The organism is Pseudomonas sp. GM_Psu_1 (assembly GCF_026544185.1).
Lineage (GTDB): Bacteria > Pseudomonadota > Gammaproteobacteria > Pseudomonadales > Pseudomonadaceae > Chryseomonas > Chryseomonas oryzihabitans.
Genome location: NZ_JALNUX010000013.1, coordinates 55,436 through 78,711, shown reverse-complemented (window position 1 = coordinate 78,711; position 23,276 = coordinate 55,436). Strand labels below are relative to the sequence as shown.

At 67.9% G+C, this 23,276-nt stretch carries 14 protein-coding genes and 2 pseudogenes; 8 read left to right on the top strand and 8 right to left on the bottom strand.

The genetic code is table 11. The annotated features are described in order from the left end of the window. Positions 1-185 precede the first annotated feature (185 nt). Both OXS31_RS19385 and OXS31_RS19380 read left to right on the top strand, forming a co-directional pair. Complete coding sequence (locus tag OXS31_RS19385; RefSeq protein ID WP_267401422.1) at positions 186-4,181, top strand: Pls/PosA family non-ribosomal peptide synthetase; 3,996 nt, start codon at positions 186-188, stop codon at positions 4,179-4,181. Between the two features lie 67 nt (positions 4,182-4,248). Then, positions 4,249-5,172 carry an SdiA-regulated domain-containing protein gene (locus tag OXS31_RS19380; RefSeq protein WP_267401420.1) on the top strand — a complete coding sequence of 308 codons (924 nt, stop codon included), beginning with the start codon at positions 4,249-4,251 and terminating at the stop codon, positions 5,170-5,172. Here the strand turns inward: OXS31_RS19380 and OXS31_RS19375 are convergent, their stop codons facing one another. After that, complete coding sequence (locus OXS31_RS19375; RefSeq protein ID WP_267401418.1) at positions 5,173-5,697, bottom strand: ankyrin repeat domain-containing protein; 525 nt, start codon at positions 5,695-5,697, stop codon at positions 5,173-5,175. A 118-nt stretch (positions 5,698-5,815) separates the two neighbouring features. Continuing rightward, positions 5,816-6,907, bottom strand: coding sequence for a hypothetical protein (locus tag OXS31_RS19370; protein WP_267401417.1), 1,092 nt, complete (start codon positions 6,905-6,907; stop codon positions 5,816-5,818). Positions 6,908-7,183: 276 nt separating this feature from the next. Between OXS31_RS19370 and selA the strand changes: the two genes are divergently transcribed. Beyond that, positions 7,184-8,593: an L-seryl-tRNA(Sec) selenium transferase gene (selA, locus tag OXS31_RS19365; protein ID WP_267401416.1), complete on the top strand. Its 1,410-nt coding sequence runs from the start codon at positions 7,184-7,186 to the stop codon at positions 8,591-8,593. Here selA and phnE read toward each other — a convergent pair. From phnE to OXS31_RS19340, 5 genes and pseudogenes are all read right to left on the bottom strand, one after another. Beyond that, positions 8,590-9,321: a phosphonate ABC transporter, permease protein PhnE gene (gene phnE / locus OXS31_RS19360; RefSeq protein WP_267401453.1), complete on the bottom strand. Its 732-nt coding sequence runs from the start codon at positions 9,319-9,321 to the stop codon at positions 8,590-8,592. The genes selA and phnE overlap by 4 nt on opposite strands. A 60-nt stretch (positions 9,322-9,381) precedes the next feature. Continuing rightward, positions 9,382-10,179, bottom strand: a pseudogene (locus OXS31_RS19355) (ABC transporter permease); the annotation flags it as partial. 231 nt (positions 10,180-10,410) lie between these two features. After that, positions 10,411-10,899 (bottom strand): annotated as a pseudogene (locus OXS31_RS19350) (ATP-binding cassette domain-containing protein); the annotation flags it as partial. 17 nt (positions 10,900-10,916) lie between these two features. Next, positions 10,917-11,765, bottom strand: coding sequence for a putative selenate ABC transporter substrate-binding protein (locus OXS31_RS19345; protein WP_007162378.1), 849 nt, complete (start codon positions 11,763-11,765; stop codon positions 10,917-10,919). Positions 11,766-11,963: 198 nt separating this feature from the next. Then, positions 11,964-13,892: a transglycosylase SLT domain-containing protein gene (locus tag OXS31_RS19340; protein ID WP_267401415.1), complete on the bottom strand. Its 1,929-nt coding sequence runs from the start codon at positions 13,890-13,892 to the stop codon at positions 11,964-11,966. A gap of 220 nt (positions 13,893-14,112) precedes the next feature. Between OXS31_RS19340 and OXS31_RS19335 the strand changes: the two genes are divergently transcribed. Beyond that, a complete protein-coding gene (locus tag OXS31_RS19335) occupies positions 14,113-16,023 on the top strand; it encodes an ATP-binding cassette domain-containing protein (RefSeq protein ID WP_267401414.1) in 1,911 nt (636 codons plus the stop codon). 18 nt (positions 16,024-16,041) lie between these two features. On the opposite strand, the gene OXS31_RS19330 is transcribed toward OXS31_RS19335, so the two are convergent. Continuing rightward, the gene (locus tag OXS31_RS19330) at positions 16,042-16,482 is read right to left on the bottom strand and encodes a universal stress protein (protein ID WP_007162381.1); all 441 of its coding nucleotides are present in this window, start codon (positions 16,480-16,482) and stop codon (positions 16,042-16,044) included. A gap of 359 nt (positions 16,483-16,841) precedes the next feature. Here OXS31_RS19330 and fadB point away from each other — a divergent pair, with 359 nt between their 5' ends. The 4 genes from fadB to topA all read left to right on the top strand — a co-directional run bounded on the left by fadB (position 16,842) and on the right by topA (position 23,262). Further along, positions 16,842-18,989, top strand: a complete 2,148-nt coding sequence (gene fadB, locus OXS31_RS19325; protein WP_267401412.1) for a fatty acid oxidation complex subunit alpha FadB — start codon at positions 16,842-16,844, stop codon at positions 18,987-18,989. A 15-nt stretch (positions 18,990-19,004) separates the two neighbouring features. Beyond that, positions 19,005-20,183, top strand: a complete 1,179-nt coding sequence (gene fadA / locus OXS31_RS19320) for an acetyl-CoA C-acyltransferase FadA (RefSeq protein WP_007162383.1) — start codon at positions 19,005-19,007, stop codon at positions 20,181-20,183. 71 nt (positions 20,184-20,254) lie between these two features. Then, positions 20,255-20,506, top strand: a complete 252-nt coding sequence (locus OXS31_RS19315; protein WP_027598370.1) for a DUF1653 domain-containing protein — start codon at positions 20,255-20,257, stop codon at positions 20,504-20,506. A 149-nt stretch (positions 20,507-20,655) separates the two neighbouring features. Beyond that, positions 20,656-23,262, top strand: a complete 2,607-nt coding sequence (gene topA, locus OXS31_RS19310) for a type I DNA topoisomerase (protein WP_027598369.1) — start codon at positions 20,656-20,658, stop codon at positions 23,260-23,262. Positions 23,263-23,276: the final 14 nt, after the last annotated feature.

Genomic DNA, 23,276 nt, shown 5'->3' with positions numbered 1-23,276 from the left:
TGGCCTCGCCAGCGACCCGCCGTCCATCCCCGATCAGTGGCGAGTCTCGCGAAGGCCGCAGCCTAGAGCCATTCCGGCGCCCCCAGCGCGAGGGGCCGCCAGCCTTAAGCAAACCCTAAGCGCCCCTTAAGGAGCGCGTAACCCGGGAGATACAAACTGCGCTAAACACCCAGAGGCTGTCCCCCATGGAAGCGCTTGCCGAACTCTCCCTCAGTCTGGTCGAAGGCCCCATCCGCCCCGATCTGTGCCGCGATGAAGTCCTCGCCGATCTGTTCGAGGCCACCGCGGCGCGGGCGCCGGAGCGACCCGCCCTGCTCGAAGGCGAGCGCAGCCTGAGCTACGGTGAACTGAACGCCTGGGCCGACCGCGCCGCCTCGCGGCTGCTGGCCGCCGGCGTCGGGCCCGGTCGCGTGGTCGGCCTCTGGCTGCCGCGCGGCATTGAGCTGCTGGTGATGCAGCTGGCCATCGCCAAGACCGGCGCCGCCTGGCTGCCCTGCGATGCCGAAACCCCGGCCGACCGCGTGGCCCTGTGCCTGGAAGACGCCCAGGCGGTAGGCGTGATCACCGGGGCGCCCTTCGCCGATCTGCTGGCGCGCCCCGGGTTGCACTGCTGGACCCCCGACGCGCTGAGCGTCGCCCTGGGCAGCGGCGAAACCCTGCGCCGGCGCGGCCTGGTCTCTCCGGACAATCTGGCCTATCTGATCTACACCTCCGGCTCCACCGGCAAGCCCAAGGGCATCGGCATCCGCCAGGACAGCATCTGCCACTTCCTGCGCAGCGAGAATTCGCTGCTCGGCATCGAAGCCGGCGATCGGGTCTACCAGGGTTTCTCGGTGGCCTTCGACATGTCCTTCGAAGAAATCTGGATCAGCTACCTGGTGGGCGCCACCCTCTGGCTGGCCCCGCGCGAGATCACCGCCGATCCCGAGGCCCTGGCCCGCGCCCTGAGCGCCAATCGCATCAGCGTGCTGCACGTGGTGCCGACCCTGCTGGCGCTGCTGCCGGAAGACGTCCCCAGCCTGCGCCTGATCAACCTGGGCGGCGAGATGTGCCCCGAGCCCCTGGTGGCACGCTGGAGCCGGCCGCAGCGGCGGCTGTTCAACACCTATGGCCCCAGCGAGGCCACCGTCTCGGCGAGTCTGGCGCAGCTGCAACCGGGCGAGCCGGTGACCATTGGCCGGCCGCTGCCCAACTACAGCCTGCTGGTGGTGCCTGCCGATGCCAGCCAGCCGCTGGCGCTGCTGCCGCGCGACCAGGTGGGCGAACTCTGCATCACCGGTCCCGGCGTGGCCGATGGCTACCTGGGCCGCCCGGAGCTGACCGCCGAGAAATTCCTGCCCAATCCCTGGAGCACCGGCAGTCACGATCTCAAGCTCTATCGCACCGGTGACCTGGCGCGGGTCGACGAACACGGGCAGGTGCACTGCCTGGGCCGGGTCGATGACCAGGTGAAGATCCGCGGCTATCGCGTCGAGCTGGGCGAGATCGAAGCCACCCTGGCCCGCCAACCCGGGGTCGGGACCGTGGCCGTGGTGCTGCGCGAAGAGGGCGGCGTGGAGCAACTGGTGGCCTTCCTGGTCGGCGATGGCGGCCCGCTGCCACGCAGCGACCTGCTGCGCACCGAACTGGCCGGCTGCCTGCCGCTGTACATGGTGCCCAGCCGCTTCGAATGGCTCGGCGAGATGCCACGGCTGAATTCCGGCAAGATCGATCGCAAGCAACTGCGGGCCCGCCCCCTGGCCATCGCTGCGGTGGCGCCGGTCGCTCCGGCCAGCGGCGCCCTGGGTGCGCTGCTGGCGGCCACCGCCGAACTCTTCCCCGGTCAGCCGCTGCACGCCGAGATGGATTTCTTCGACGACCTGGGCGGGCACTCGCTGTTCGCCGCCCGGCTGGTCTCGCGCCTGCGCCAGGATCCGCGCTATGCCAGTGCCACGGTCAAGGCGGTCTATGCCGGCCGCACCCTGGGCGCCATCGCCGAGGCCCTGGAGGCCGACGCCGCCGAAGCGGGCGCAACGACGGCCACCGAGGCCTGGGCGCCACCCAGCCGCTGGCGGCGCTGGCGCTGTGGCCTGGCCCAGGCGGTAGCCCTGCCGCCGCTGCTGACCCTGCGCCTGGGCCGCTGGCTGGCGCCCTTCCTGGCCTTCCCGCTGCTGATCCATTCCGGCACCGCGCTGCCCCTGGCGATGCTGACCGCCCTCAGCCTGTTCGTCCTGGCCATCGGCCTGGAATTCGCCGTGGCCGTGGTGGGCAAGCGCCTCACCGGCCGCCTGCAGCCCGGTCGCTATCCGCTCTGGGGTCTGACCTACTACCGCTGGTGGCTGGGTGAGCGTTTCCTCGCTCTGGCGCCGGCCTACCTGCTCAGCGGCTCGCCCCTGGCGCGGGGCTGGCTGCGCCTGCTTGGCGCACGCGTCGGCGCCGAAGCCTTCGTCGGCACCCTGACCCTGCGCGTCCCCGAGTTGCTGACCCTGGGGCAGGGCGCCAGCCTGGGCAACGGCGTCAATTTCGAAAACGCCCGGGTGCTGCGCGGCGAATTGCTGCTCGGCGCCGTGACCCTGGGGCGCGAAGCCCAGGTCGGCTCCTATGCCATCCTCGAAGGCGACACCGCCCTCGGTGACGGTGCGCGGCTGCAGGCCCAATCCGCCCTGCGCAGCGGTCAGCGCATCCCGGCCGGCCGCCACTGGGGCGGCGCGCCGGCCCGCGATCAGGGTGCCGCCGGTGCCCGCGTGCTGCCGCCGGCCCCGGTGTCCCGTGCCCAGCGTGCCCTGCTCAAGGGCCTCTATGCCCTCAGCGGCCTGGTGGTCTCGGTGCTGTTCTTCATGCCGCTGTTTCCCCTGGCGCTGCTGATCGACGAACTGGAAAGCTTTGGTGGACTACCCTGGTGGCACACCTCTTCGCTGCTGCTCGATGCCCTGCAATACGGCGTCCTGGCCCTGCCGCTGGGCGTGGTCAGCGTCGCCCTGACCCTGCTCGGCTGCGCCCTGGCGCGGCGGCTGATCCTGCCGCGGCTGGAAGAAGGCCAGTGGTCGATCGACAGCCTCTTCTACTGGCGCAAGTGGCTGGCCAACCTGATCCAGGAGTCGGCGCTGCAAAGCTTGCAGGGCCTCTATGCCACCGTCTATTCGGCGCTCTGGTATCGCCTGCTGGGTGCCCGGGTCGGTCGCGATGCCGAGATATCCACCGCCCAGGGTCCGGTCTCCTCGCTGCTGGAACTGGGCGCCGAGACCTTTATCGCCGATGCCGTGATGCTCGGTGACGAACAGGTCGCCCAGGGCTGGATGACCCTCAGACGCACCTCCATCGCCCGGCGCAGTTTCGTCGGCAACGGCGCCTATGTCGCCGACGGCTGCCACATCCCCGAAGACGCCCTGATCGGTGTCCTGGGTCGACTCGACGAGGGTGTGCCCCTGCGCCAGGGCGAAACCTGGCTCGGCTCGCCGGCGGTCCGGCTGCCGGCGCGGGAAACCCTGACCGGCTACCCGGAAAGCCTGACCTTCCGCCCGGCCCCCTGGCGCCGGGTGGCGCGTGGCCTGATCGAAGCCCTGCGCATCGTGCTGCCCACCGGCTTCACCGTGGCCGCCGGCTGCGCCATCGCCGAGGCCCTGGTGCCGCTGTGGCAGCAGGGCGCCTGGTTGCAACTGCTCGGCGAGACCCTGCTGGCCGGCAGCGCCTTCGCCCTGGCCAGCTTCCTGGTCGTGCTGGGGCTCAAGTGGCTGGTGGTAGGCCGTTATCGCCCGCGTTCGGCACCCATGTGGACCTTTTTCGTCTGGCGCAGCGAGGCCATCACCAGCCTCTACGAAACCCTGGCGGTGCCCAATCTGCTCGGCGCCCTGCGCGGCACGCCCTGGCTGCCGCTGGCGCTGCGCCTGCTCGGCGCCCGCCTGGGTCGTGGCACCTACCTGGACACCACCGACCTCACCGAATTCGACTGCGTGCGCCTCGGTGACCACGGCGAACTCAACGCCCTGGCCGGGCCCCAGACCCATCTGTTCGAAGACCGGGTGATGAAGGTCGGCGAGGTGGAGCTGGGCAAGGGCGTCAACCTGGGGCCGCGCAGCGTGGTGCTCTATGGCGCCCGCGTCGGCGACGACGTGGAACTGGGTCCGCTGTCGCTGGTGATGAAGGGCGAAACCCTGCCAGGTCGCTCGCGCTGGGAGGGTAACCCCGTTCAGCCCCGGCGTTAGCACTGTCACACAACCATAAAGACAGCCCCGGATACTCCGCCCCGTACAACAATGACGGGGCAAGGCGATGACGGCGAGGGTACGACGGATCAGGATCGGACGGACCGGCTGGCTGCTGGGCCTGGCCCTGCTGCTGGCACTGGGGGTGACCCAGGGCCTGCGCAGCAGCCATCTGGACAGCCAGTTGCTGTTCTGGCTCGGCCAGCAGTGGCAGAGCGAACCCCGAACCTCCCTGGAACTGGGTCGCTACCGGGTGGCGGTGGAAGCCAAGCCGGTGGCCGGGGTCACCGAGAATCTGTCCGACCTCAGCTATGACCCGGAACGGGATCGGCTCTGGGCGGTGGTCAACAATCCGCCGGAGTTGCTGGCCCTGAGCCGTGACGGCGAGCTGCTGCAACGCCATCGCCTGGAAGGCTTCGACGACGTCGAAGGCGTGACCTATCTAGGCAACGACCGCCTGCTGCTGGCGGAAGAGGGCGCCAACGCCCTGACCCTGGTAGGCATCCCCGAAGGCGACGACGTGCTCCGGCGCAAGGACTATCGCAGCCTGACCCTGGATCTCTTCCCCCGCGCCAACCAGGGCTTCGAAGGCCTGGACTACGACGCCGCCCGCGATCGCCTGTTCGTGGTCAAGGAGCATTCGCCGCGCAAGCTCTATGAAATCCGTGGCCTGCTCAGGAGCTTCGACGGCGACTTCGCCCTGCGCATCATCGATCGCCAGGCCTGGCTGGACCAGGCGCCCAGCACCGGTGACCTGTCCGCGGTCCATGTCGATCGCCGCACCGGTCACCTGCTGCTGCTCAGCGACGAGTCGCGGGTGCTGATCGAGTTCGACGACCAGGGCCATACCCTGGATACCCGTTCCCTGGTGGCGCCCTTCGGCGGCCTGTCACGGCGGATCCGCCAGCCCGAGGGTGTCACCCTGGATACGGCCGGCAACCTCTATGTGGTCAGCGAACCCAATCTGTTCTATCGCTACCAGAAGCGCTGATCAGACGCCGCCCAGTCGCTCCAGCACGGCAGGGGTGTCCTGGGCGCCCATGGCGCGGGCCACGCTCAGCGCCGTGTTGCCGGCGGCGTCCCGGGCCTTGGGGTCGGCGCCGCGGGCGACCAGCAATTCCACCATCTGCACGTGATTGAACATGGCCGCCATCATCAGCGCGGTCTTGCCGTCGGGCATGGCGCCCTCCACGGCGGCGCCGTGCTCCAGCAGCAGTTCGGCCATCGGCAGGTTGTTCTTGAAGGCCGCGCCGGCCAGGGGCGACTGGCCCATGTCGTTGGCGAGGTTCGGATCGGCCCGGTGCTCCAGCAGGACACGACTGGCGTCCAGGTGACCGTGGTAGCTGGCCAGCATCAGCAGGCTGTCGCCCTTGTGATTGCGCAGATTGGGCGTCAGCCCCTTTTCCAGCACCAGGGCCAGCACCTTCGCATTGCCGGTGCGCGCGAGGTTGAACACCTCGGTGGCGAATTCCTGGGCTTCTTCATCGGTCATGCGCTGGGGACCGTCTGCGGTCATGGGGTTCTCCTGGGCTAAAGGCGGGCGGGACCCACGGGGTCCCGGACGATAGGAGGGCAGACCCGAACGGCAGGAGGGAGTTCTCTCGCGGCGGCGAAACAAGGCCGCCGCGAGCCGGCTAGCCGAAGGTGGCGTGGGTCTCGGCGAAGGCCTGCAATTCCGCCACGCTGTAGTTGCCGACCATCAGCACCGGGCCATGGGCCGTGCCGATCTGCGCCGGCAGGGTGTCCAGAAAACCACCGGTAGGGGTCACCCCGAGGTTGGTGTATTCGGCGGCCGGCAGATGGAATTCGGCGATCAGGCGCGCCGCTTCGGCGATTCCGGCGGCCACGCTGAGCGGATGCAGGGCCGCCCCCAGTGGATTGACCTGGCCACCGTTGTCGCCGTTGAACAGGTGGCCGACCTTGGCCGCCGCCTGGGTCAGGTCGTGCTGGTCGGCCTGGGCACCGATCAAAAATAGCGAGCCATAGTGGGGCAGGCTGCCGCCACCCTCGGCCTGGCTGACGAAGCTCGGCGCGAAGGGCTGTTCGCCGCGGATGTCGGAGCTGTAGTTGGCCACCGGATCGCCGAGGGTGACCACATTGACGAAATTGCCCCCATGGCCCACGGCCTGAGCATCGCGGGGAATGCCCGAGGCCTCGAAGCTGATGCCGCCGAGACCGGTCTGCTGGGCGACGTAGGCCGCCGAGATGCCACCCAGGGAGTGGCCGGTGACGAAGATGTCCTGGGTGCCATAACCCTGCTTGGCCGCCGCCTCGATCACCTGGTGGGCGAAGTCCAGCGACTGCCGCTGGGCGCTGGAGACCTGCTGGCCGAGGATCTGCAGATCGCTCAGCAGGCCACCGGCGGTGGAGAGGGGATCGATCAGCAGATTCTCGCCTCTGGTGGTGCCGGCATAGGTGATGAGCACCTGGTTCTCGGCGGTGATCCAGCTGTGGGCCGTGGCGCCGTTGAGCGAGTTGTGCAGCGTCAGCTGATGGCCATCGACGAGGAACGGCCGCATGCCGTCGGGCGTGCCACCCAGCACGTACTCGCTGATGGCGCCGTTGAGGAATTCGCTGACGGTAGGGGTGCTGGCTGTGTGGGTCTGCGCCAGCGGCGTGGCCGCGGCGCTCTTCAGCGTGTGCAGGTAGGTGAAGTTGCCGAGGCTGACGATGTCGCTGTTGTCGAGCAGGCCATCGCTGGCCCAGAGGGAGGATTTCTTGGACATGACGGCACCTTTGTTATTGTCGTGAGGTGGACGTGGTGGCCAGGGCCCTCCACGCCAGGACCGCGGCAGGTGGCTGGGAAGAGCCCGCGAAACCATCCTAGGACGGGCTCTGGCACGCGGCAAACCGGGAACCCGGGGGTCATTTCCGGACGCCCCGGGTCCGGGTTCGGGCCGCTCTCTCCCAGGGCGGGACGAGCCTGCGGCAGTCCGGCGCCCCTGGTCGACCCGCCGCGGGTTCGGGCTACACTGGGGGTCGACTCGACCCAAGAGGCTCCCATGACCGCCATCCGCCTGCCGTCCATCGACCGCCTGCTGCGCCATCCCGCTTCGCGTCCGCTGGAGGAACGCCACGGTCGCGAGCAGGTCCTTGGCGGCTATCGCTCGCTGCTGGACGATCTGCGCGAGGCCCTGAGGGCCGGCACCCTGACCGCGGTGGAGGTGGAGGAGGGCGTGCTGGCCGGCCGTCTGGGCGAGCGCCTGGCGTTGCACAGCCAGCCGCGGGTGCGGCGGGTGTTCAACCTCACCGGCACGGTGCTGCACACCAACCTGGGGCGGGCGCTGCTGGCGGAAGAGGCCATCGCCGCGGTAGCCGAGGCCGCGCGTCAGCCGATGAATCTGGAATTCGACCTGGCCACTGGCAAACGCGGCGATCGCGACGACCTGGTCGCCGACCTGGTGCGCGAACTCACCGGCGCCGAGGCGGTGACGGTGGTCAACAACAACGCCGCGGCGGTCCTGCTGGCCCTGCATGCCATAGGCGCACGCAAGGAAGGGGTACTGTCCCGCGGCGAGCTGATCGAGATCGGTGGCGCCTTTCGTATCCCGGACATCATGGCCCGCGCCGGGGTCAAGCTGGTGGAGGTGGGCACCACCAACCGTACCCATGCCCGCGACTACGAAGCCGCCATCGGCCCGCGCACCGCGCTGCTGATGCGGGTGCACACCAGCAACTACAGCGTCCAGGGCTTTACCGCCAGCGTGGCTACGGCGGAGCTGGCCGCCATCGCCCGCGCCCATAAAGTGCCGCTGTTGGAAGACCTGGGCAGCGGCACCCTGGTGGACCTGACCCGTTGGGGACTGCCCGCCGAACCCACGGTGCAGCAGGCCCTGCGCGACGGCGCCGACCTGGTGACCTTCAGTGGCGACAAGCTGCTCGGCGGCCCCCAGTGCGGCCTCATCGTCGGTCGCCGCGACCTCATCGAGCGCATCAAGAAGAATCCGCTCAAGCGGGCGTTGCGGGTCGACAAGCTGACCCTGGCCGCCCTGGAGGCGACCCTGGCGCTCTATCGCGATCCGGATCGACTGGCCGAGCGATTGCCCAGCCTGCGCCTGCTGTCGCGCCCGGCCGAGGCCATCACCACTCAGGCCGAGCGGCTGCTACCGGCCTTCGCCGCCGTGCTGGGCTCGACCTATGCGGTCAGCGTGGAGCCGGCGCTGGGCATGATCGGCAGTGGCGCCCAGCCGGTGGCCCGCCTGCCTGGGGCGGCGCTGTGCTGTCGCCCCCAGGTCAGCAAGCGCCTGCGTGGGCGCGCCTTGCGGCAACTGGAAGAAGGCCTGCGCCAGCTACCCATCCCGGTGGTGGGGCGCATCGACGCCGATGCGCTCTGGCTGGATCTGCGCCAGCTCGACGATGAAGCCGCTTTTCTCGCGCAATTGCCAGCGCTGCTGCTGCCGGAGATTCGTTAACGGACGACCCAGCGCTGCCGGGCCCAATTGCTCAGCAGATCCACGCCCAGCACCAGCACCAGCATGCCGAGGATCACGGTGGCGGCCTGGGCCTGCTGGAACAGGCTCAGGCTGAAGTACAGCTGCTGCCCCAGGCCACCGGCGCCGACGAAGCCGAGGATGCTGGCCATGCGGATATTGTTTTCCCAGCGATAGAGCAGATAGGCCAGCAACTGCGGCCAGACCGCCGGCAGGGTGCCGTAGAGAAAGGCCGCCAGCGCGCCACCGCCGGCCAGGCGAATGGCTTCGGCGGGGGCCTTGGGGGTGTTTTCCAGGGCCTCGGCGAACAGCCGGCCGAGCACCCCGGCGGTGTGCAGGGCCAGGGCCAGGGTCCCGGCGTTGGGTCCCAGGCCGGCGGCCAGCACCATCAGCGCCGCCCAGACCAGTTCCGGCACGGCGCGCAGGGCATTGAGCAGCAGCCGCGCCAGCGCCAGGGCGCCCAGGCCTAGGCGCCCGGCCGCCGGCAGCGCCAGCAGGATGCCGAGCAGCCCGGCGAGCAGGGTACCCAGGGCCGACATGGCCAGGGTTTCCACCGCGCCGTGGGCCACGGCCGACAGCTGGGCGAGGGAGAAGTCCGGCTGGAGAAAGTCGGCCAGGAAGCTGCCCATCTGGCCTAGGGCGCGAGCGCTCAGCAATTCGCCGAAGGCGGTGCCCAGGTAGCTGGCGGACGCCACCAGGGCGGCGCCCATGGCCAGCACCGTCAGAGCGCCCCGGCCCCGGCCCTGACCACGCTCCACCTGGCGCAGCAGACGACTGAGCACATCGGCCAGGAGCACCAGCACCAGGAAGGTCAGCAGCAGGCTGGCCACCTCGCCACCGGCGAACATGCGCAGCGACAGATCGACCTGCTGGCCGAGGCCCCCGGCGCCGACGAAGCCCATCACCACCGAGGCGCGAATGGCGCACTCCCAGCGATAGACGCTGTAGGAAATCATCTCGCCCGCGGCGTTGGGCAGCACGCCATAGACGAAGGCCTGCAGGCGACCGGCGCCCTGCAGCAGCAGGGCCCGCGCCGGACCGGGATCGACCGATTCGAAGATTTCCGCATAGACCTTGCCCAGCATGCCGCCATAGGTGATGGCGATGGCCAGCACCCCGGCGGTCGGCCCCAGGCCCACGGCGCGGACGAACAGCAGCGCCCAGACGATCTCCGGCACGCTGCGCAGGACGATCAGCACCCCGCGGACCAGTCCGCGGAGCAGGCGCGGCAGGCGGCCTGGACGGCCGCCGCGGGGCAGGGCGGAGATCGACAGCACACGGGTGGCGAGCAGGGCGGCGGGCAGGGCGATCAGCGCCGCCAGGGCCATGCCCAGGGTGGCGATGGCCAGGGTTTCCAGGGTGGCGCGCCCGAGCACGGCGAGAAAGTCGGCGTCATGGGCGGGCGGCCAGAAGCCGGCGAGAAAGTTGCCCATGGTGCGGGCGTTGTCGCCGGTGAAGAGACCCAGCAGATCGAATTCCGCCAGGCGCAGCGTCGGCCAGGCCAGCAGCAGGGCCAGCAGGGTGAGCAGCAGCCGGGGCCGGGCGGCGGGCGGCAGGGTGGTGCTCAGGCCTTCGTTGGCATAGAGCGCGGCGAGATCGGTCGGGGTGACCGCGCTGGCGGGCTTGTCCCACAGCAGCCGACCGGCGCGCAGACCGAGGATGCGCGGAAAGCGCTGCAACGCCAGTTCGACGTTGTGCAGGCTGGTGACCAGGGTGGTGCCCTGGCGCGCCGCGGCGTCGCTCAGCACCTCCAGGGTATGGGCGGCCAGCACCGGGTCCATGGCCGACACGGGTTCGTCGGCGAGCAGCAGCTGCGGCTGCTGGTAGAGCGCCCGGGCGATGCCGATGCGCTGCAACTGGCCACCGGACAGCTGATCGCAGGAGGAGTAGAGCCGATCGGCGAGATCCAGCGGCGCCAGGGCCGCCGCGGCGCCGGCGCGATCCAGCGGATGCACCAGGCTGACCAGGCTGCGCGCCAGCGACCACTGGCCGAGACGTCCGGCCAGCACCGCGGTGATGACGCGCTGGCGCGCCGGCAAGGGCGGCGCCTGGTGGATCAGGCCGATACGGGCGCGCAACTGACGCCGCGCCCGGTTGCCCAGGCTCCAGGGCTGCTGGCCGAGCAGCTCCAGCTCACCCGCGAGCGGCCGCAGCCCGGTGGCCAGCAGGCGCAGCAGGCTGGTCTTGCCCGCCCCGGACGGACCGATCAGCGCGACCTGCTCACCCTGTTGCAGGTTGAGGTCGAGATCGGCCAGGGCGGGCGAGCCGTCGGCGTGTACCAGCGTCACGCCCCTGAGGGCGAGACTCACTTGAGCAGGCCGGCCGCCAGGGCGGAAGCCTCGATGCTCTTGTAGTTGTCCGGCGAGGTCGGCACGAAGCGGCTGGCCGCCTGCAGGTCGAGGATCGCCTTGTCGGCCGGCTTGGCCGGATCCAGGTCGAGGAAGGCCTGCTTGATCTTGGCCGCCAGTTGCGGATCCAGATTGCCGCGCACCGTCCAGTTGTAGTCGTAGTAGGCCGGGGTGGTGGAGATGACCCGGACCTTGCTGGTGTCGACCTTGCCGGCGTCGACCAGCTTCTTCCACACCGAGGCGTTGAGCACGCCGGCATCGGCCTTGCCCGCGGCGACCCAGGCGACGGTGGCGTCATGGGCGCCGGAATAGGCCACCCGCGAGAAGAACTGCTCGGGGACGATGCCGTCCTGCTGCATGAAGTAGCGCGGCATCAGGCTGCCCGAGGTGGAAGAGACCGAACCGAAGGCGAAGGTCTTGCCCTTGAGGTCCTGCAGGGTCTTCACGGCCGGGTCGGCGGTGATGAACTTGCTGGTGAACTGCTGATCTTCTGCGCGCTGCACCAGGGGGGTCATCGGCGCCTTGCGCTGCGCCTGGACGAAGGTGAAGCCGCCGAACCAGGCCAGGTCCAGGCGATCCGAGGCCATGGCTTCCACCACGCCGGCATAGTCGGACACCGGGACGAATTTCACCGGCATGCCCAGGCGCTGCTCCAGGTATTCACCCAGCGGCTTGAACTTGCGGATCAGCTCGGTGGGCGCTTCGTCGGGAATGGCCGAGACGCGCAGTTCGTCGGCGGCGTGGGAGAGCAGGGAAGTCAGGGACAGGGCCAGGCCTGCTGCCAGGGCCAGCGAACGCTTGAGCATGGGTTTCTCCGGTTCAATAGCGGAAAAAAAGGGGCTGCAGTATAGGGGGTGGCGCTGTTTTGCGCAGCCGTCACGAGGCCGCGGGCCTGGCAGGATGCAGCTGCGGCGTGGCGTGACGGCTCTGGGAAGGGGTTAGGCAGCGGACGCGACCCGGCGTGCGGGTCCGCTGCGGTGGTGTCAGGACGGGTCGGCGAGCACTCAGGTCTCGTCGAAGAAACGCTCGTTCCAGTCCACCAGGGGTTGCGGCGAATTGAGCTTCTGCCCGTAGATCACCGCATAGGCCAGCACGTTCTGCACGTATTGCCGCGTCTCGTCGAAGGGAATGGTCTCCACCCAGACATCGAAGGCCAGGTGGCGGGCGCCCGTCAGCCAGCGCTTCACCCGCCCCGGGCCGGCGTTGTAGGCGGCCGAGGCCAGCACCCGGTTGCCGTTGAACTGGGCATGGACCATGGACAGATAGGCAGTGCCCAGCTGGATGTTCTTCTCCGGGGTCAGCGCCTGTTGCGGCGAGGCCAGGGGAATGGCGAACTTGCTGGCGGTATGGCTGGCGGTGGCCGGCATCAGCTGCATCAACCCCATGGCGCCCACCCCGGAGCGTGCATCGGCCATGAAGCCGCTCTCCTGGCGGGTGATGGCGAACACCCAGCTGCTGTGCAGACCGCGGGTCTGGGCCTCGCGCACGAAGCTTTCGCGATAGGCGATGGGGAAGCGGATGTCCAGGTCGTCCCAGTACTTGGCCAGGCTGATGGTGCGGATCGCCGGGAAGTACCACTGCATGTCGTAGGCCATGCGGGCCTGGGCCACCAGTTCGTCACGGTTGAAGTGACGGCTGACATAGAACCACTCGCGGCGAGCATTGATCGGCTCGCCACGGGCGATGAATTCCAGGGCCCGCTGCACGCCGGGGGTGTTGCGCACCTTGCGCTTGAGGGCGTCGCTGAGCATCAGCGGCTTGTTGTTGAGCTGATAGGGCGCCTTGCTGCGGTCGGCGGCAAGGAAGCCGTAGTAGTCGCGCTCGCGACTGACCTCGGCGTATTCCCGCAGCACCGCCGGACTCTGCGGCTGCATCAGCTCCAGGGTGCGGGCGCGCCAGTATTCCCAGCGATTGGCCTTGGCCAGGCTCGGCGGAAAGCGCTCGATCAGCGCATGGGCATCGCTCCAGCGACCCAGGCGCAGCAGCAGGCGGGCTCGCCATTCGCTGACGTCGTCGTCCCGCAGCTCGGGGTCATAGCGCTCCATCAGCGGCAGGGCGCGGGGATCGAAATTCTTTGCCAGGGTCAGGCCGATCTGGCGGGCGATGGCGACCTTTTCATCGCGGGTGAAGGGCATGCGCTGGCTGTAGATTTCGAGCAGGCTCATGGCCTGTTCCGGGTCCTGGCGCGCCAGCTTGCGCAGGCCCAGGCCGACCACGTCGGCGAGACTCTCGCTGGCCGGGGCGAAGGCCTGGACATTGGCGATCTGCTGCGGCTTCTGGGCCACGTCGATCAGCCGCTGGGCCTGGCCGGACAGCGTCGGCAACTGGGCGGACAGGATGCGCACCAGGCCGTACTCGCCCTTGTCGGCAGCCAGCTTGGCACGCTCCCAGACGCGCTCTTCGGTGAGCTGGCCGCGTGCCGCCCAGGCCTGGAACAGGCCGTCGCAGGTGGTCGGCTGGGCCTTGCCCACCAGCCAGTATTTCTCCGCCAGCTTGAAGCCCTCGCTGGCATTGCCCTGGGCGATCAGGTACTGGCCGTGCAGGCAGTCCAGCTCGGTGAAGTTGAAGTCCGGCGAATAGTATTTCTCGAAGCGATTCCAGTCGCCGCGATCGGCCAGGCTGCGCAGCCAGCGCAGGCGCAGCCAGTTGGACTGCGGCAGATCGCCGTGCTCGGCGAGAAAGGTCTCGATCTCGGCATCGCTGGCCCCGGGAACGCGCTTGATCAGCTCGTCATAGGCCAGGTAAGGCTCCAGCGGATAGGTGCGCAATTCGCCGCGATTGGCCAGGTAGACACTGGCATCGCCGCGGTCCAGCGCCGCCTTGGCCTGGTCGTAGAGTTGCCGCTGCTGCTCCAGGGGAGCGGCTTGCGAGGTGGTGGAGCCGATCAGGGGAGCGAGGAGCAGGGGCAGGATGACGAACAGGCGACCGCGCATGGGAATTCCGTAAAAGCTGGATGCGGAGGGGGCGGCGCGCACTGCGCAAGGCAAGCGGCCGACCGTCACGGGGCAGTCTAGCTTACGTGCCGGCGCCAGGCGGCGAAAGCGTCGGCCATGGCCTGCCGTCGGGCGGTCCGGGCGTTTCGCCGGCTCGTGTCGACCGGCGCCGGGGTGGGCGTCTCTGCTAGACTGGCTGGCCTTTTTCGCGGAGAAACCCATGGCGCTGCTCAAGTTCACCAACGTATCCCTGGCCTTTGGCGTCACCCCCTTGCTGGACGGGGTGTCCTGGCAGATCGAGCGGGGCGAGCGGGTATGCATCATCGGCCGCAACGGCACCGGCAAATCCAGCCTCCTGCGCATCGTCAAGGGCGAGCAGCAGGCCGATGACGGCGAGGTCTGGCGCGCCCCGGCGCTGAAGATCGGCGAACTGCCGCAGGAATTGCCGCGCGCCGACGACCGCTCGGTGTTCGACGTGGTGGCCGCGGGCCTGGCCGGCGTCGGCGAATTGCTCGCCGAGTACCATCACCTGACCCAGGACACCAGCGGCGAACTGGATATGGAGCGGCTCATGCACGTCCAGCAGGAGCTGGAGGCCCGCGATGGCTGGCGCCTGCAGCAACTGGTGGAAAGCACCCTGAGCCGGCTGCAGCTGCCGGCGGAAAAGACCCTCGCCGAACTGTCCGGCGGCTGGCGGCGGCGCGTGCTGCTGGCCCAGGCGCTGGTGGCCGAGCCGGATCTGCTGCTGCTCGACGAACCCACCAACCACTTGGACATCGGCGCCATCGCCTGGCTGGAAGACGCCCTGCGCGGCTATCCGGGCGCCGTGCTGTTCATCACCCACGACCGTGCCTTCCTCCAGGCCCTGGCCACCCGCATCCTCGAACTGGATCGCGGCAACCTGATCGACTGGCAGGGCGACTACGCCAGCTTCCTGGTGCACAAGGAGCAGCAACTGGCGGCCGAAGAGACCGCCAACGCCCTGTTCGACAAGCGCCTGGCCCAGGAAGAAGTCTGGATCCGCCAGGGCATCAAGGCCCGGCGTACCCGCAACGAAGGTCGGGTCCGTGCGCTCAAGGCCATGCGCAACGAACGTAGCGAGCGCCGCGAACGCCAGGGCAAGGCCAATCTGCTGCTGGAAACCGCCGACAAGTCCGGCAAGCAGGTCATCCTCGCCGAGCACATGAGCTATGCCCATCCCGGCGGCGAACCCCTGATCCGCGACCTGACCCTGCTGATCCAGCGCGGCGATCGCATCGGCCTGCTCGGTCCCAACGGCTCGGGCAAGACCACCCTGCTCAAGCTGCTGCTGGGCGACCTGCAGCCCACCTCCGGCAAGATCCAGTACGGCACCAAGCTGGAGATCGCCTATTTCGACCAGCTGCGCCTGCAACTGGAACCGGAAAAGACGGTGATCGACAACCTCGCCGAGGGTCGCGAATTCATCACCATCAACGGCCAGGATCGCCATGTGCTGAGCTACCTGGGCGACTTCCTGTTCAGCCCCCAGCGTGCCCGCACGCCGGTCAAGGCGCTGTCCGGCGGCGAACGCGCGCGCCTGCTGCTGGCCAAGCTGTTCAGCAAGCCGGCCAACCTGCTGGTGCTGGACGAACCCACCAACGACCTCGACGTCGAGACCCTGGAGCTGCTGGAAGAGGTGCTGCTGAGTTTCGAGGGCACGGTGCTGATGGTCAGCCACGACCGGGCCTTCCTCGACAACGTGGTGACCAGCACCCTGGTGTTCGAGGGGGAAGGGCGGGTCCGCGAATACGTCGGTGGCTACCAGGACTGGCTGCGTCAGGGCGGCTCGCCGCGCCTGCTCGGCGTGCAGACCCGCGAGGACAGCAAGCCGGCGCCGGCCAAGGCCGAACCCGCGCCCGCTGCGGCACCCGTGGCCGCTGCCGCCGCACCGGCCAAGCGCAAGCTCAGCTACAAGGAGCAGCGTGAACTGGACGCCCTGCCGGGCGCCATCGAAACCGCGGAGATCGAGCTGGAGGCCCTGCAGACCGCCATTGCCGACCCGGGCTTCTACCAGCTGCCGAACGAGGTCACCCAGGCCAAGCTCGCCCGAATGGACGCGCTGCAGGCCGAACTGGATCGCCTCATCGAACGCTGGGCCGAACTGGAATAATCCAGCCCGGCCGCGGGATCAGGCCTTATCTTTCTTCAAGGCTACCGCCAGGGTATCGCAGGGCGCGCCGTGCAGCAGGTCGTTGGACGTCGAGCCCAGCAGCAGCGCCAGGCCGTGACGACCGTGGCTGCCGACCACGATCAGGTCGCAGCCCTGTTCCTTGGCCATGCGGTGGATTTCCTGGCGCGGCTGCCCATAGGCCAGCACGCAATTGCCGGCCAGCTCCGCATACTGGGTGGTGAAACCGTCCAGTCGCTCGCGGGCCTGCTCGATCTGCTGCTGCTGCAGCGACGACAGGTCCATGGGCACGTCACCGCCAAAGGCCATGGCCATGGGCTCGACCACGTGCACCAGCGACACCTTGCTGCCACAGCACTGACCCAGGGCAACCGCACGGCGGATCACCGGCTGGCAATCTTCGGTCAGGTCGACGGCAACCAATATGTGTTGGTAGGCCATACACATCTCTCCTTCATGATGGGGCGCCAGACCGTACCGTGGCTGGCGCTCGATTCGCAGGCTCTAGCCCACTTGTAGTTTCGACTCCAGGAGTCGGGGATAGCTCCACGGCTATCTTGCACAGAAGCGCGCCAAGCTCAAGCGCCCGCCACGCGAACCCCGCTCGCGCTTTCCCCGTGCGTCCCAATTGACAAGCGCCCGCTTTTGCCAGAAGGTTGTGCGAGCCGTTCAAACGGTTGTATGAATTTTCGCCCCGGCCCGGCCGGTGCCCTCCACAGAACAATATCGGGGCTGGCGATTCTCGGCTTCCACCCAAGCCGCCGCCCGCTTCGCGACCAGGACTCAAGGGAGACCCGCTGATGATTTTCGAAGGCAAAGCCCTTTCGGTGCGCGACGTGGAGGACGGCATCGCCGAACTTCGCTTCGACCTCCAAGGCGAATCGGTCAACAAGTTCAGCGCCATCACCCTGCGCGAATTCCGCCAGGCCGTGGATGCCCTGAAAGCCCACGCCGGCCTGCGCGGCGTCATCGTCACCAGCGGCAAGGACGTCTTCATCGTCGGCGCCGACATCACCGAATTCGTCGAGATGTTCGGCCGGCCGACCGAAGAGCTGCAGGCCGGCATCGCCGAGATCAACCGCATCTTCAACGACTTCGAAGACCTGCCGGTGCCCACCGTGGCCGCCGTGGGCGGCATCGCCCTGGGTGGCGGTTGCGAGATGACCCTGGCCGCCGACTACCGGGTGCTGAGCACCGCGGCGCGCATCGGCCTGCCGGAAGTCAAGCTGGGCATCTATCCGGGCTGGGGTGGTACCGTCCGCCTGCCGCGCCTGATCGGCAGCGACAACGCCATCGAGTGGATCGCGTCCGGCAAGGAAAACGACGCCGCCACCGCCCTCAAGGTCGGCGTGGCCGATGCCGTGGTCGCCCCCGAGCACCTGTTCGACGCCGCCCTGGACCTGGTCCGCCGCGCCGCCGCCGGCGAGCTGGACTACCGCGCCAAGCGCAAGCCCAAGCTGGAAAAGCTGCAGCTCAATGCCATCGAAGCCATGATGGCCTTCGAATCGGCCAAGGGCTTCGTCGCCAGCCAAGCCGGTCCGCACTATCCGGCACCGCTGGAAGCCATCAAGGCCATCCAGAAGTCCGCCAACTACGGCCGCGACAAGGCGCTGGAAGTCGAAGGCACCGGTTTCGCCAAGATGGCCCAGACCTCGGTCTCCGCCAGCCTGGTCGGCCTGTTCCTCAATGACCAGGCGCTCAAGCGCAAGGCCAAGGTGCTGGAGAAGCAGGCCGCGCCGGTCAAGCTGACCAGCGTGCTGGGCGCCGGCATCATGGGCGGCGGCATCGCCTACCAGTCCGCGCTCAAGGGCACCCCGATCCTGATGAAGGACATTCGCGACGAAGCCCTGGAGCTGGGGCTGAGCGAAGCCAGCAAGCTGCTCAACAAGCGGGTCGAGAAGGGCCGCCTGGAGCCGGCGAAGATGGCCGAGGCGCTCAATCGCATCCGCCCGACGCTGTCCTATGGCGACTTCAAGAGCGTCGACCTGGTGGTCGAGGCCGTGGTCGAGAATCCCAAGGTCAAGCAGGCCGTGCTGGCCGAAGTGGAAGGCCAGGTGCGCGAGGACGCCATCCTCACCTCCAACACCTCCACCATTTCCATCAGCCTGCTGGCCCAGGCGCTCAAGCGTCCGGAAAACTTCTGCGGCATGCACTTCTTCAACCCGGTGCACATGATGCCCCTGGTCGAGGTGATCCGCGGCGAGAAGACCAGCGAGAAGGCCATCGCCACCACCGTGGCCTATGCCCGCCAGATGGGCAAGAACCCCATCGTGGTCAACGACTGCCCCGGCTTCCTGGTCAACCGCATCCTCTTCCCGTACTTCGGCGGCTTCGCCGCGCTGCTGGCCCAGGGGGCCGATTTCCAGCGCGTCGACCGGCTGATGGAGAAGTTCGGCTGGCCCATGGGCCCGGCCTACCTGATGGACGTGGTCGGCATGGACACCGCCCACCACGCCCGCGACGTCATGGCCGAGGGCTTCCCCGAGCGCATGAAGGAAAGCCGCAAGACCGCGGTGGACGCCCTCTACGAAGCCCAGCGCTTCGGCCAGAAGAACGGCAAGGGCTTCTATGTCTACGAGACCGACAAGAAGGGCAAGCCGAAGAAGGTCGCCGACCCGGCCGTGGCCGAGGTGCTGGCACCGGTCACCTACGAGCAGCGTGAATTCACCGACGAGGAGATCGTCGAGCGGATGATGGTGCCGCTGTGCCTGGAAGCCGTGCGCTGCCTGGAGGACGGCATCGTCGAGAGCGCCGCCGAGGCCGACATGGGCCTGATCTACGGCATCGGCTTCCCGCCCTTCCGCGGCGGTGCGCTGCGCTACATCGACAGCCTGGGCGTGGCCGAATTCGTCGCCATGGCCGACAAGTACGCCGACCTCGGGCCGCTGTACCACCCGACCCCCAAACTCCGCGAAATGGCCGCCGCTGGCCAACGCTTCTTCGGTTGAGCCTGGAGTAAAGAAATGAGTCTGAATCCGAGAGACGTCGTCATCGTCGACTTCGCCCGCACGCCCATGGGTCGTTCCAAGGGCGGCATGCACCGCAACACCCGCGCCGAGACCCTGTCCGCGCGGCTGATCGACGCGGTCCTCGACCGCAATCCCCAGGTCAATCCGGCCGAGGTGGAAGACGTGATCTGGGGCTGCGTCAACCAGACCCTGGAGCAGGGCTGGAACATCGCCCGCATGGCGTCGCTGCTGACCCGCATCCCGCACACCAGCGGTGCCCAGACGGTGAGCCGCCTGTGCGGTTCCTCCATGAGCGCCCTGCATACCGCCGCCCAGGCGATCCAGACCGGCAACGGCGACGTCTTCGTCGTCGGCGGGGTGGAGCACATGGGTCACGTCGGCATGATGCACGGCGTCGACCCGAATCCCCAGCTGTCGCTGCATGCCGCCAAGGCCTCCGGCATGATGGGCCTGACCGCCGAGATGCTGGGCAAGATGCACGGCATCACCCGCGAGGCCCAGGACCAGTTCGGCTATCGCTCGCACCAGCTGGCCTGGAAGGCCACCCAGGAAGGCAAATTCAAGGACGAGATCATTCCCCTGGAAGGTCACGACGAGAACGGTTTCCTCAAGGTCTTCAGCCATGACGAGACCATCCGTCCGGAAACCACCCTCGAAGGCCTGGCGGCACTGAAGCCGGCCTTCAACCCCAAGGGCGGTACCGTGACCGCCGGTACCTCTTCGCAGATCACCGACGGCGCCTCCTGCATGCTGGTCATGTCGGCCCAGCGCGCCCAGGACCTCGGCCTGCAGCCGCTGGCCAGGATCCGCGCCATGGCCGTGGCCGGTGTCGATCCGGCGATCATGGGCTACGGTCCGGTCCCGGCTTCGCAGAAGGCGCTCAAGCGCGCCGGTCTGACCATCGCCGACATCGATTTCATCGAACTCAACGAAGCCTTCGCGGCCCAGGCCCTGCCGGTGCTCAAGGACCTCAAGGTGCTCGACAAGATGGAGGAAAAGGTCAATCTGCACGGTGGTGCCATCGCCCTGGGTCACCCCTTCGGTTGCTCTGGCGCCAGAATTTCAGGCACGCTGTTAAATGTCATGAAACAGAATGACGGCACCTTCGGCCTGGCCACCATGTGCGTGGGTCTCGGCCAGGGCATCACCACGGTGTTCGAACGCCTGCGCTGATCCGCCGCAGCGTGCGTCATCCGACCGGGGCGCCCCAGGGCTGCCCCGGTTTTCTTTTTTCGAGGTGGAACATGGCATTACAGACGGGACTCTACCGGCACTACAAGGGTCAGCAGTATCGGGTACTGGGCGTGGCCCGGCATTCGGAGACCGAGGAAGAGCTGGTCATCTATCAGGCGCTGTACGGCGAATACGGACTCTGGGCCCGGCCTCTGAGCATGTTTCGCGAGAGCGTCCAGGTCGATGGCGAGCAGGTGCCGCGCTTCGCGCTGATCAGCGTCGAAGCCGATCCCTTGGGTCTGGATGCCACGCCGCAGCCTTGACCTTGCCGACATCGCCACTATATATAGCGGTGCCGCGTTGGCCGACCGCCCCCGGCGCACCAGACTGAAGACGTTCTGGTCCTCCATTCGCCGTTCCGGCGCTCGCCTTTCGCTCGCTCATCGCTTTCAAGCAGGAATCTGACTCTCCCATGGGTAAATCGCTGGTCATCGTGGAATCCCCGGCCAAGGCCAAGACCATCAACAAGTACCTGGGCAACCAGTACGTGGTGAAGTCGAGCATCGGCCACATCCGCGACCTTCCCACCAGCGGCGCCGGCACCGCCAAGGAGCCCGCCGCCAAGACGCGCAAGACCGCCGCCGAGGCGCCCGCGCTGTCACCCAAGGAAAAGGCCCGGCGCCAGCTGTTCGCCCGCATGGGCGTCGATCCCGAGCACGGCTGGAAGGCCCACTACGAGATCCTGCCCGGCAAGGAAAAGGTGATCGAGGAGCTGCGCCGCCTGGCCAAGGACGCCGACACCGTCTATCTCGCAACCGACTTGGACCGCGAAGGGGAGGCCATCGCCTGGCACCTGCGGGAAGCCATCGGTGGTGACGACTCGCGCTACAAGCGCGTGGTCTTCAACGAGATCACCAAGAAGGCCATTCAGGAAGCCTTCTCCCAGCCCGGCGAGCTGGACATCAATCGCGTCAACGCCCAGCAGGCGCGGCGCTTCCTCGACCGCGTGGTCGGCTACATGGTCTCGCCGCTGCTGTGGTCGAAGATCGCCCGTGGCCTGTCCGCCGGTCGGGTGCAGTCCGTCGCGGTCAAGCTGGTGGTGGAGCGCGAACGCGAGATCCGCGCCTTCGTCCCCGAGGAATACTGGGAGATCCATGCCGACCTGGCCACGCCGAAAAAGGCCCAGGTGCGCTTCGAAGTGGTGCGCGAGAAGGGCGAAGCCTTCAAGCCGCTGAACGAAGCCCAGGCCAAGGCCGCCCTGGCCAAGCTGGAAAAGGCCGCCTATCGCATCGCCAAGCGCGAAGACAAGCCGACCAGCAGCCGGCCCTCGGCGCCCTTCATCACCTCCACCCTGCAGCAGGCGGCGAGCAATCGCCTGGGCTTCGGGGTGAAGAAGACCATGATGATGGCCCAGCGTCTCTATGAGGCCGGCTACATCACCTACATGCGTACCGACTCGACCAACCTGTCGGGCGATGCCATCGCCATGGCCCGCGGCTACATCGAGAGCGAATTCGGCAAGCAGTACCTGCCGGAAAAGGCCAATGTCTACGGCAGCCGCGAAGGCGCCCAGGAAGCGCACGAGGCCATCCGCCCGTCCGACGTCAACGTCAAGCCCAACAGCCTGTCAGGCATGGAGCGTGACGCCGAGCGCCTGTACGAACTGATCTGGCGCCAGTTCCTGGCCTGCCAGATGCCGCCGGCCGAGTACCTGTCCACCACGGTGACCGCCGCGGCGGGTGACTTCGAGCTGCGTGCCCGCGGCCGCATCCTCAAGTTCGACGGCTACACCCGCGTCCTGCCGCAACAGAGCAAGCCGGGCGACGACGACGTGCTGCCCGAGATGAAGCAGGGCGAGGACCTCGGCCTGGTCAAGCTCGACCCGAGCCAGCATTTCACCAAGCCGCCGGCGCGCTTCTCGGAAGCCAGCCTGGTCAAGGAACTGGAGAAGCGCGGCATCGGCCGACCCTCCACCTACGCGGCCATCATTTCCACCATCCAGGATCGTGGCTACGTGACGGTGCACAACCGCCGCTTCTATGCCGAGAAGATGGGCGACATCGTCACCGATCGCCTCAACGAAAGCTTTGCCAACCTGATGGACTTCAGCTTCACCGCCAACATGGAAGGCAACCTGGACAACGTTGCCCAGGGCGAGCGGGACTGGAAGAACCTGCTCGACGAATTCTATGGCGACTTCAAGCAGAAGCTGGAGACCGCCGAGGCCGGCGAGAAGGGCATGAGGGCCAACCAGCCCACCCTGACCGACATTCCCTGCCAGGTCTGCGGCCGGCCGATGATGATCCGCACCGCGTCCACCGGGGTCTTCCTCGGCTGCTCGGGCTATGCCCTGCCGCCCAAGGAACGCTGCAAGGCCACCATCAACCTGGTGCCGGGCGACGAGATCGCCGAAGACGACGAGGGCGAATCCGAGTCCCTGGTCCTGCGCGGCAAGCACCGTTGCCCTATCTGCAGCACGGCGATGGATGCCTACCTGATCGACGAGCACCGCAAGCTGCACGTCTGCGGCAACAACCCGGACTGCCCGGGCTACGAGATCGAAGAGGGCAGCTATCGCATCAAGGGCTACGAGGGCCCGTCGCTGGAATGCGACAAGTGCGGCAGCGAGATGCAACTCAAGACCGGGCGCTTCGGCAAGTTCTTCGGCTGCACCAATCCGGCCTGCAAGAACACCCGCAAGCTGCTCAAGAACGGCGAGCCGGCCCCGCCGAAGATGGACGCCGTGCCCATGCCGGAGCTGCGCTGCGAAAAGGTCGACGACACCTATGTGCTGCGCGATGGCGCTTCGGGGCTGTTCCTGGCTGCCAGTGGCTTCCCGAAGAATCGCGAGACCCGCGCGCCGTTGGTCAGCGAATTGCTACCCCATCGCGACGAGATCGATCCCAAGTACCATTATCTGCTCAGTGCCCCGGTGAAGGACTCTGAAGGCCGTCCGGCGGTGATCCGCTTCAGCCGCAAGACCAAGGAGCAGTACGTGCAGACCGAGGTCGAGGGCAAGCCCACCGGCTGGAAGGCCTTCTACGACGGCAAGAAGTGGCAGGTGGAAGAAAAGCGCTAGCGTCTCTAGCGCCA

Bases quoted from the DNA above. Each gene is read 5' to 3' on its own strand.
- OXS31_RS19385 (WP_267401422.1), top strand. From the start codon at position 186: ATGGAAGCGCTTGCCGAACTCTCCCTCAGTCTGGTCGAAGGCCCCATC.
- OXS31_RS19380 (WP_267401420.1), top strand. From the start codon at position 4,249: ATGACGGCGAGGGTACGACGGATCAGGATCGGACGGACCGGCTGGCTG.
- OXS31_RS19375 (WP_267401418.1), bottom strand. From the start codon at position 5,697: ATGACCGCAGACGGTCCCCAGCGCATGACCGATGAAGAAGCCCAGGAA.
- OXS31_RS19370 (WP_267401417.1), bottom strand. From the start codon at position 6,907: ATGTCCAAGAAATCCTCCCTCTGGGCCAGCGATGGCCTGCTCGACAAC.
- selA (WP_267401416.1), top strand. From the start codon at position 7,184: ATGACCGCCATCCGCCTGCCGTCCATCGACCGCCTGCTGCGCCATCCC.
- phnE (WP_267401453.1), bottom strand. From the start codon at position 9,321: ATGGGCGCCGCCCTGGTGGCGTCCGCCAGCTACCTGGGCACCGCCTTC.
- OXS31_RS19345 (WP_007162378.1), bottom strand. From the start codon at position 11,765: ATGCTCAAGCGTTCGCTGGCCCTGGCAGCAGGCCTGGCCCTGTCCCTG.
- OXS31_RS19340 (WP_267401415.1), bottom strand. From the start codon at position 13,892: ATGCGCGGTCGCCTGTTCGTCATCCTGCCCCTGCTCCTCGCTCCCCTG.
- OXS31_RS19335 (WP_267401414.1), top strand. From the start codon at position 14,113: ATGGCGCTGCTCAAGTTCACCAACGTATCCCTGGCCTTTGGCGTCACC.
- OXS31_RS19330 (WP_007162381.1), bottom strand. From the start codon at position 16,482: ATGGCCTACCAACACATATTGGTTGCCGTCGACCTGACCGAAGATTGC.
- fadB (WP_267401412.1), top strand. From the start codon at position 16,842: ATGATTTTCGAAGGCAAAGCCCTTTCGGTGCGCGACGTGGAGGACGGC.
- fadA (WP_007162383.1), top strand. From the start codon at position 19,005: ATGAGTCTGAATCCGAGAGACGTCGTCATCGTCGACTTCGCCCGCACG.
- OXS31_RS19315 (WP_027598370.1), top strand. From the start codon at position 20,255: ATGGCATTACAGACGGGACTCTACCGGCACTACAAGGGTCAGCAGTAT.
- topA (WP_027598369.1), top strand. From the start codon at position 20,656: ATGGGTAAATCGCTGGTCATCGTGGAATCCCCGGCCAAGGCCAAGACC.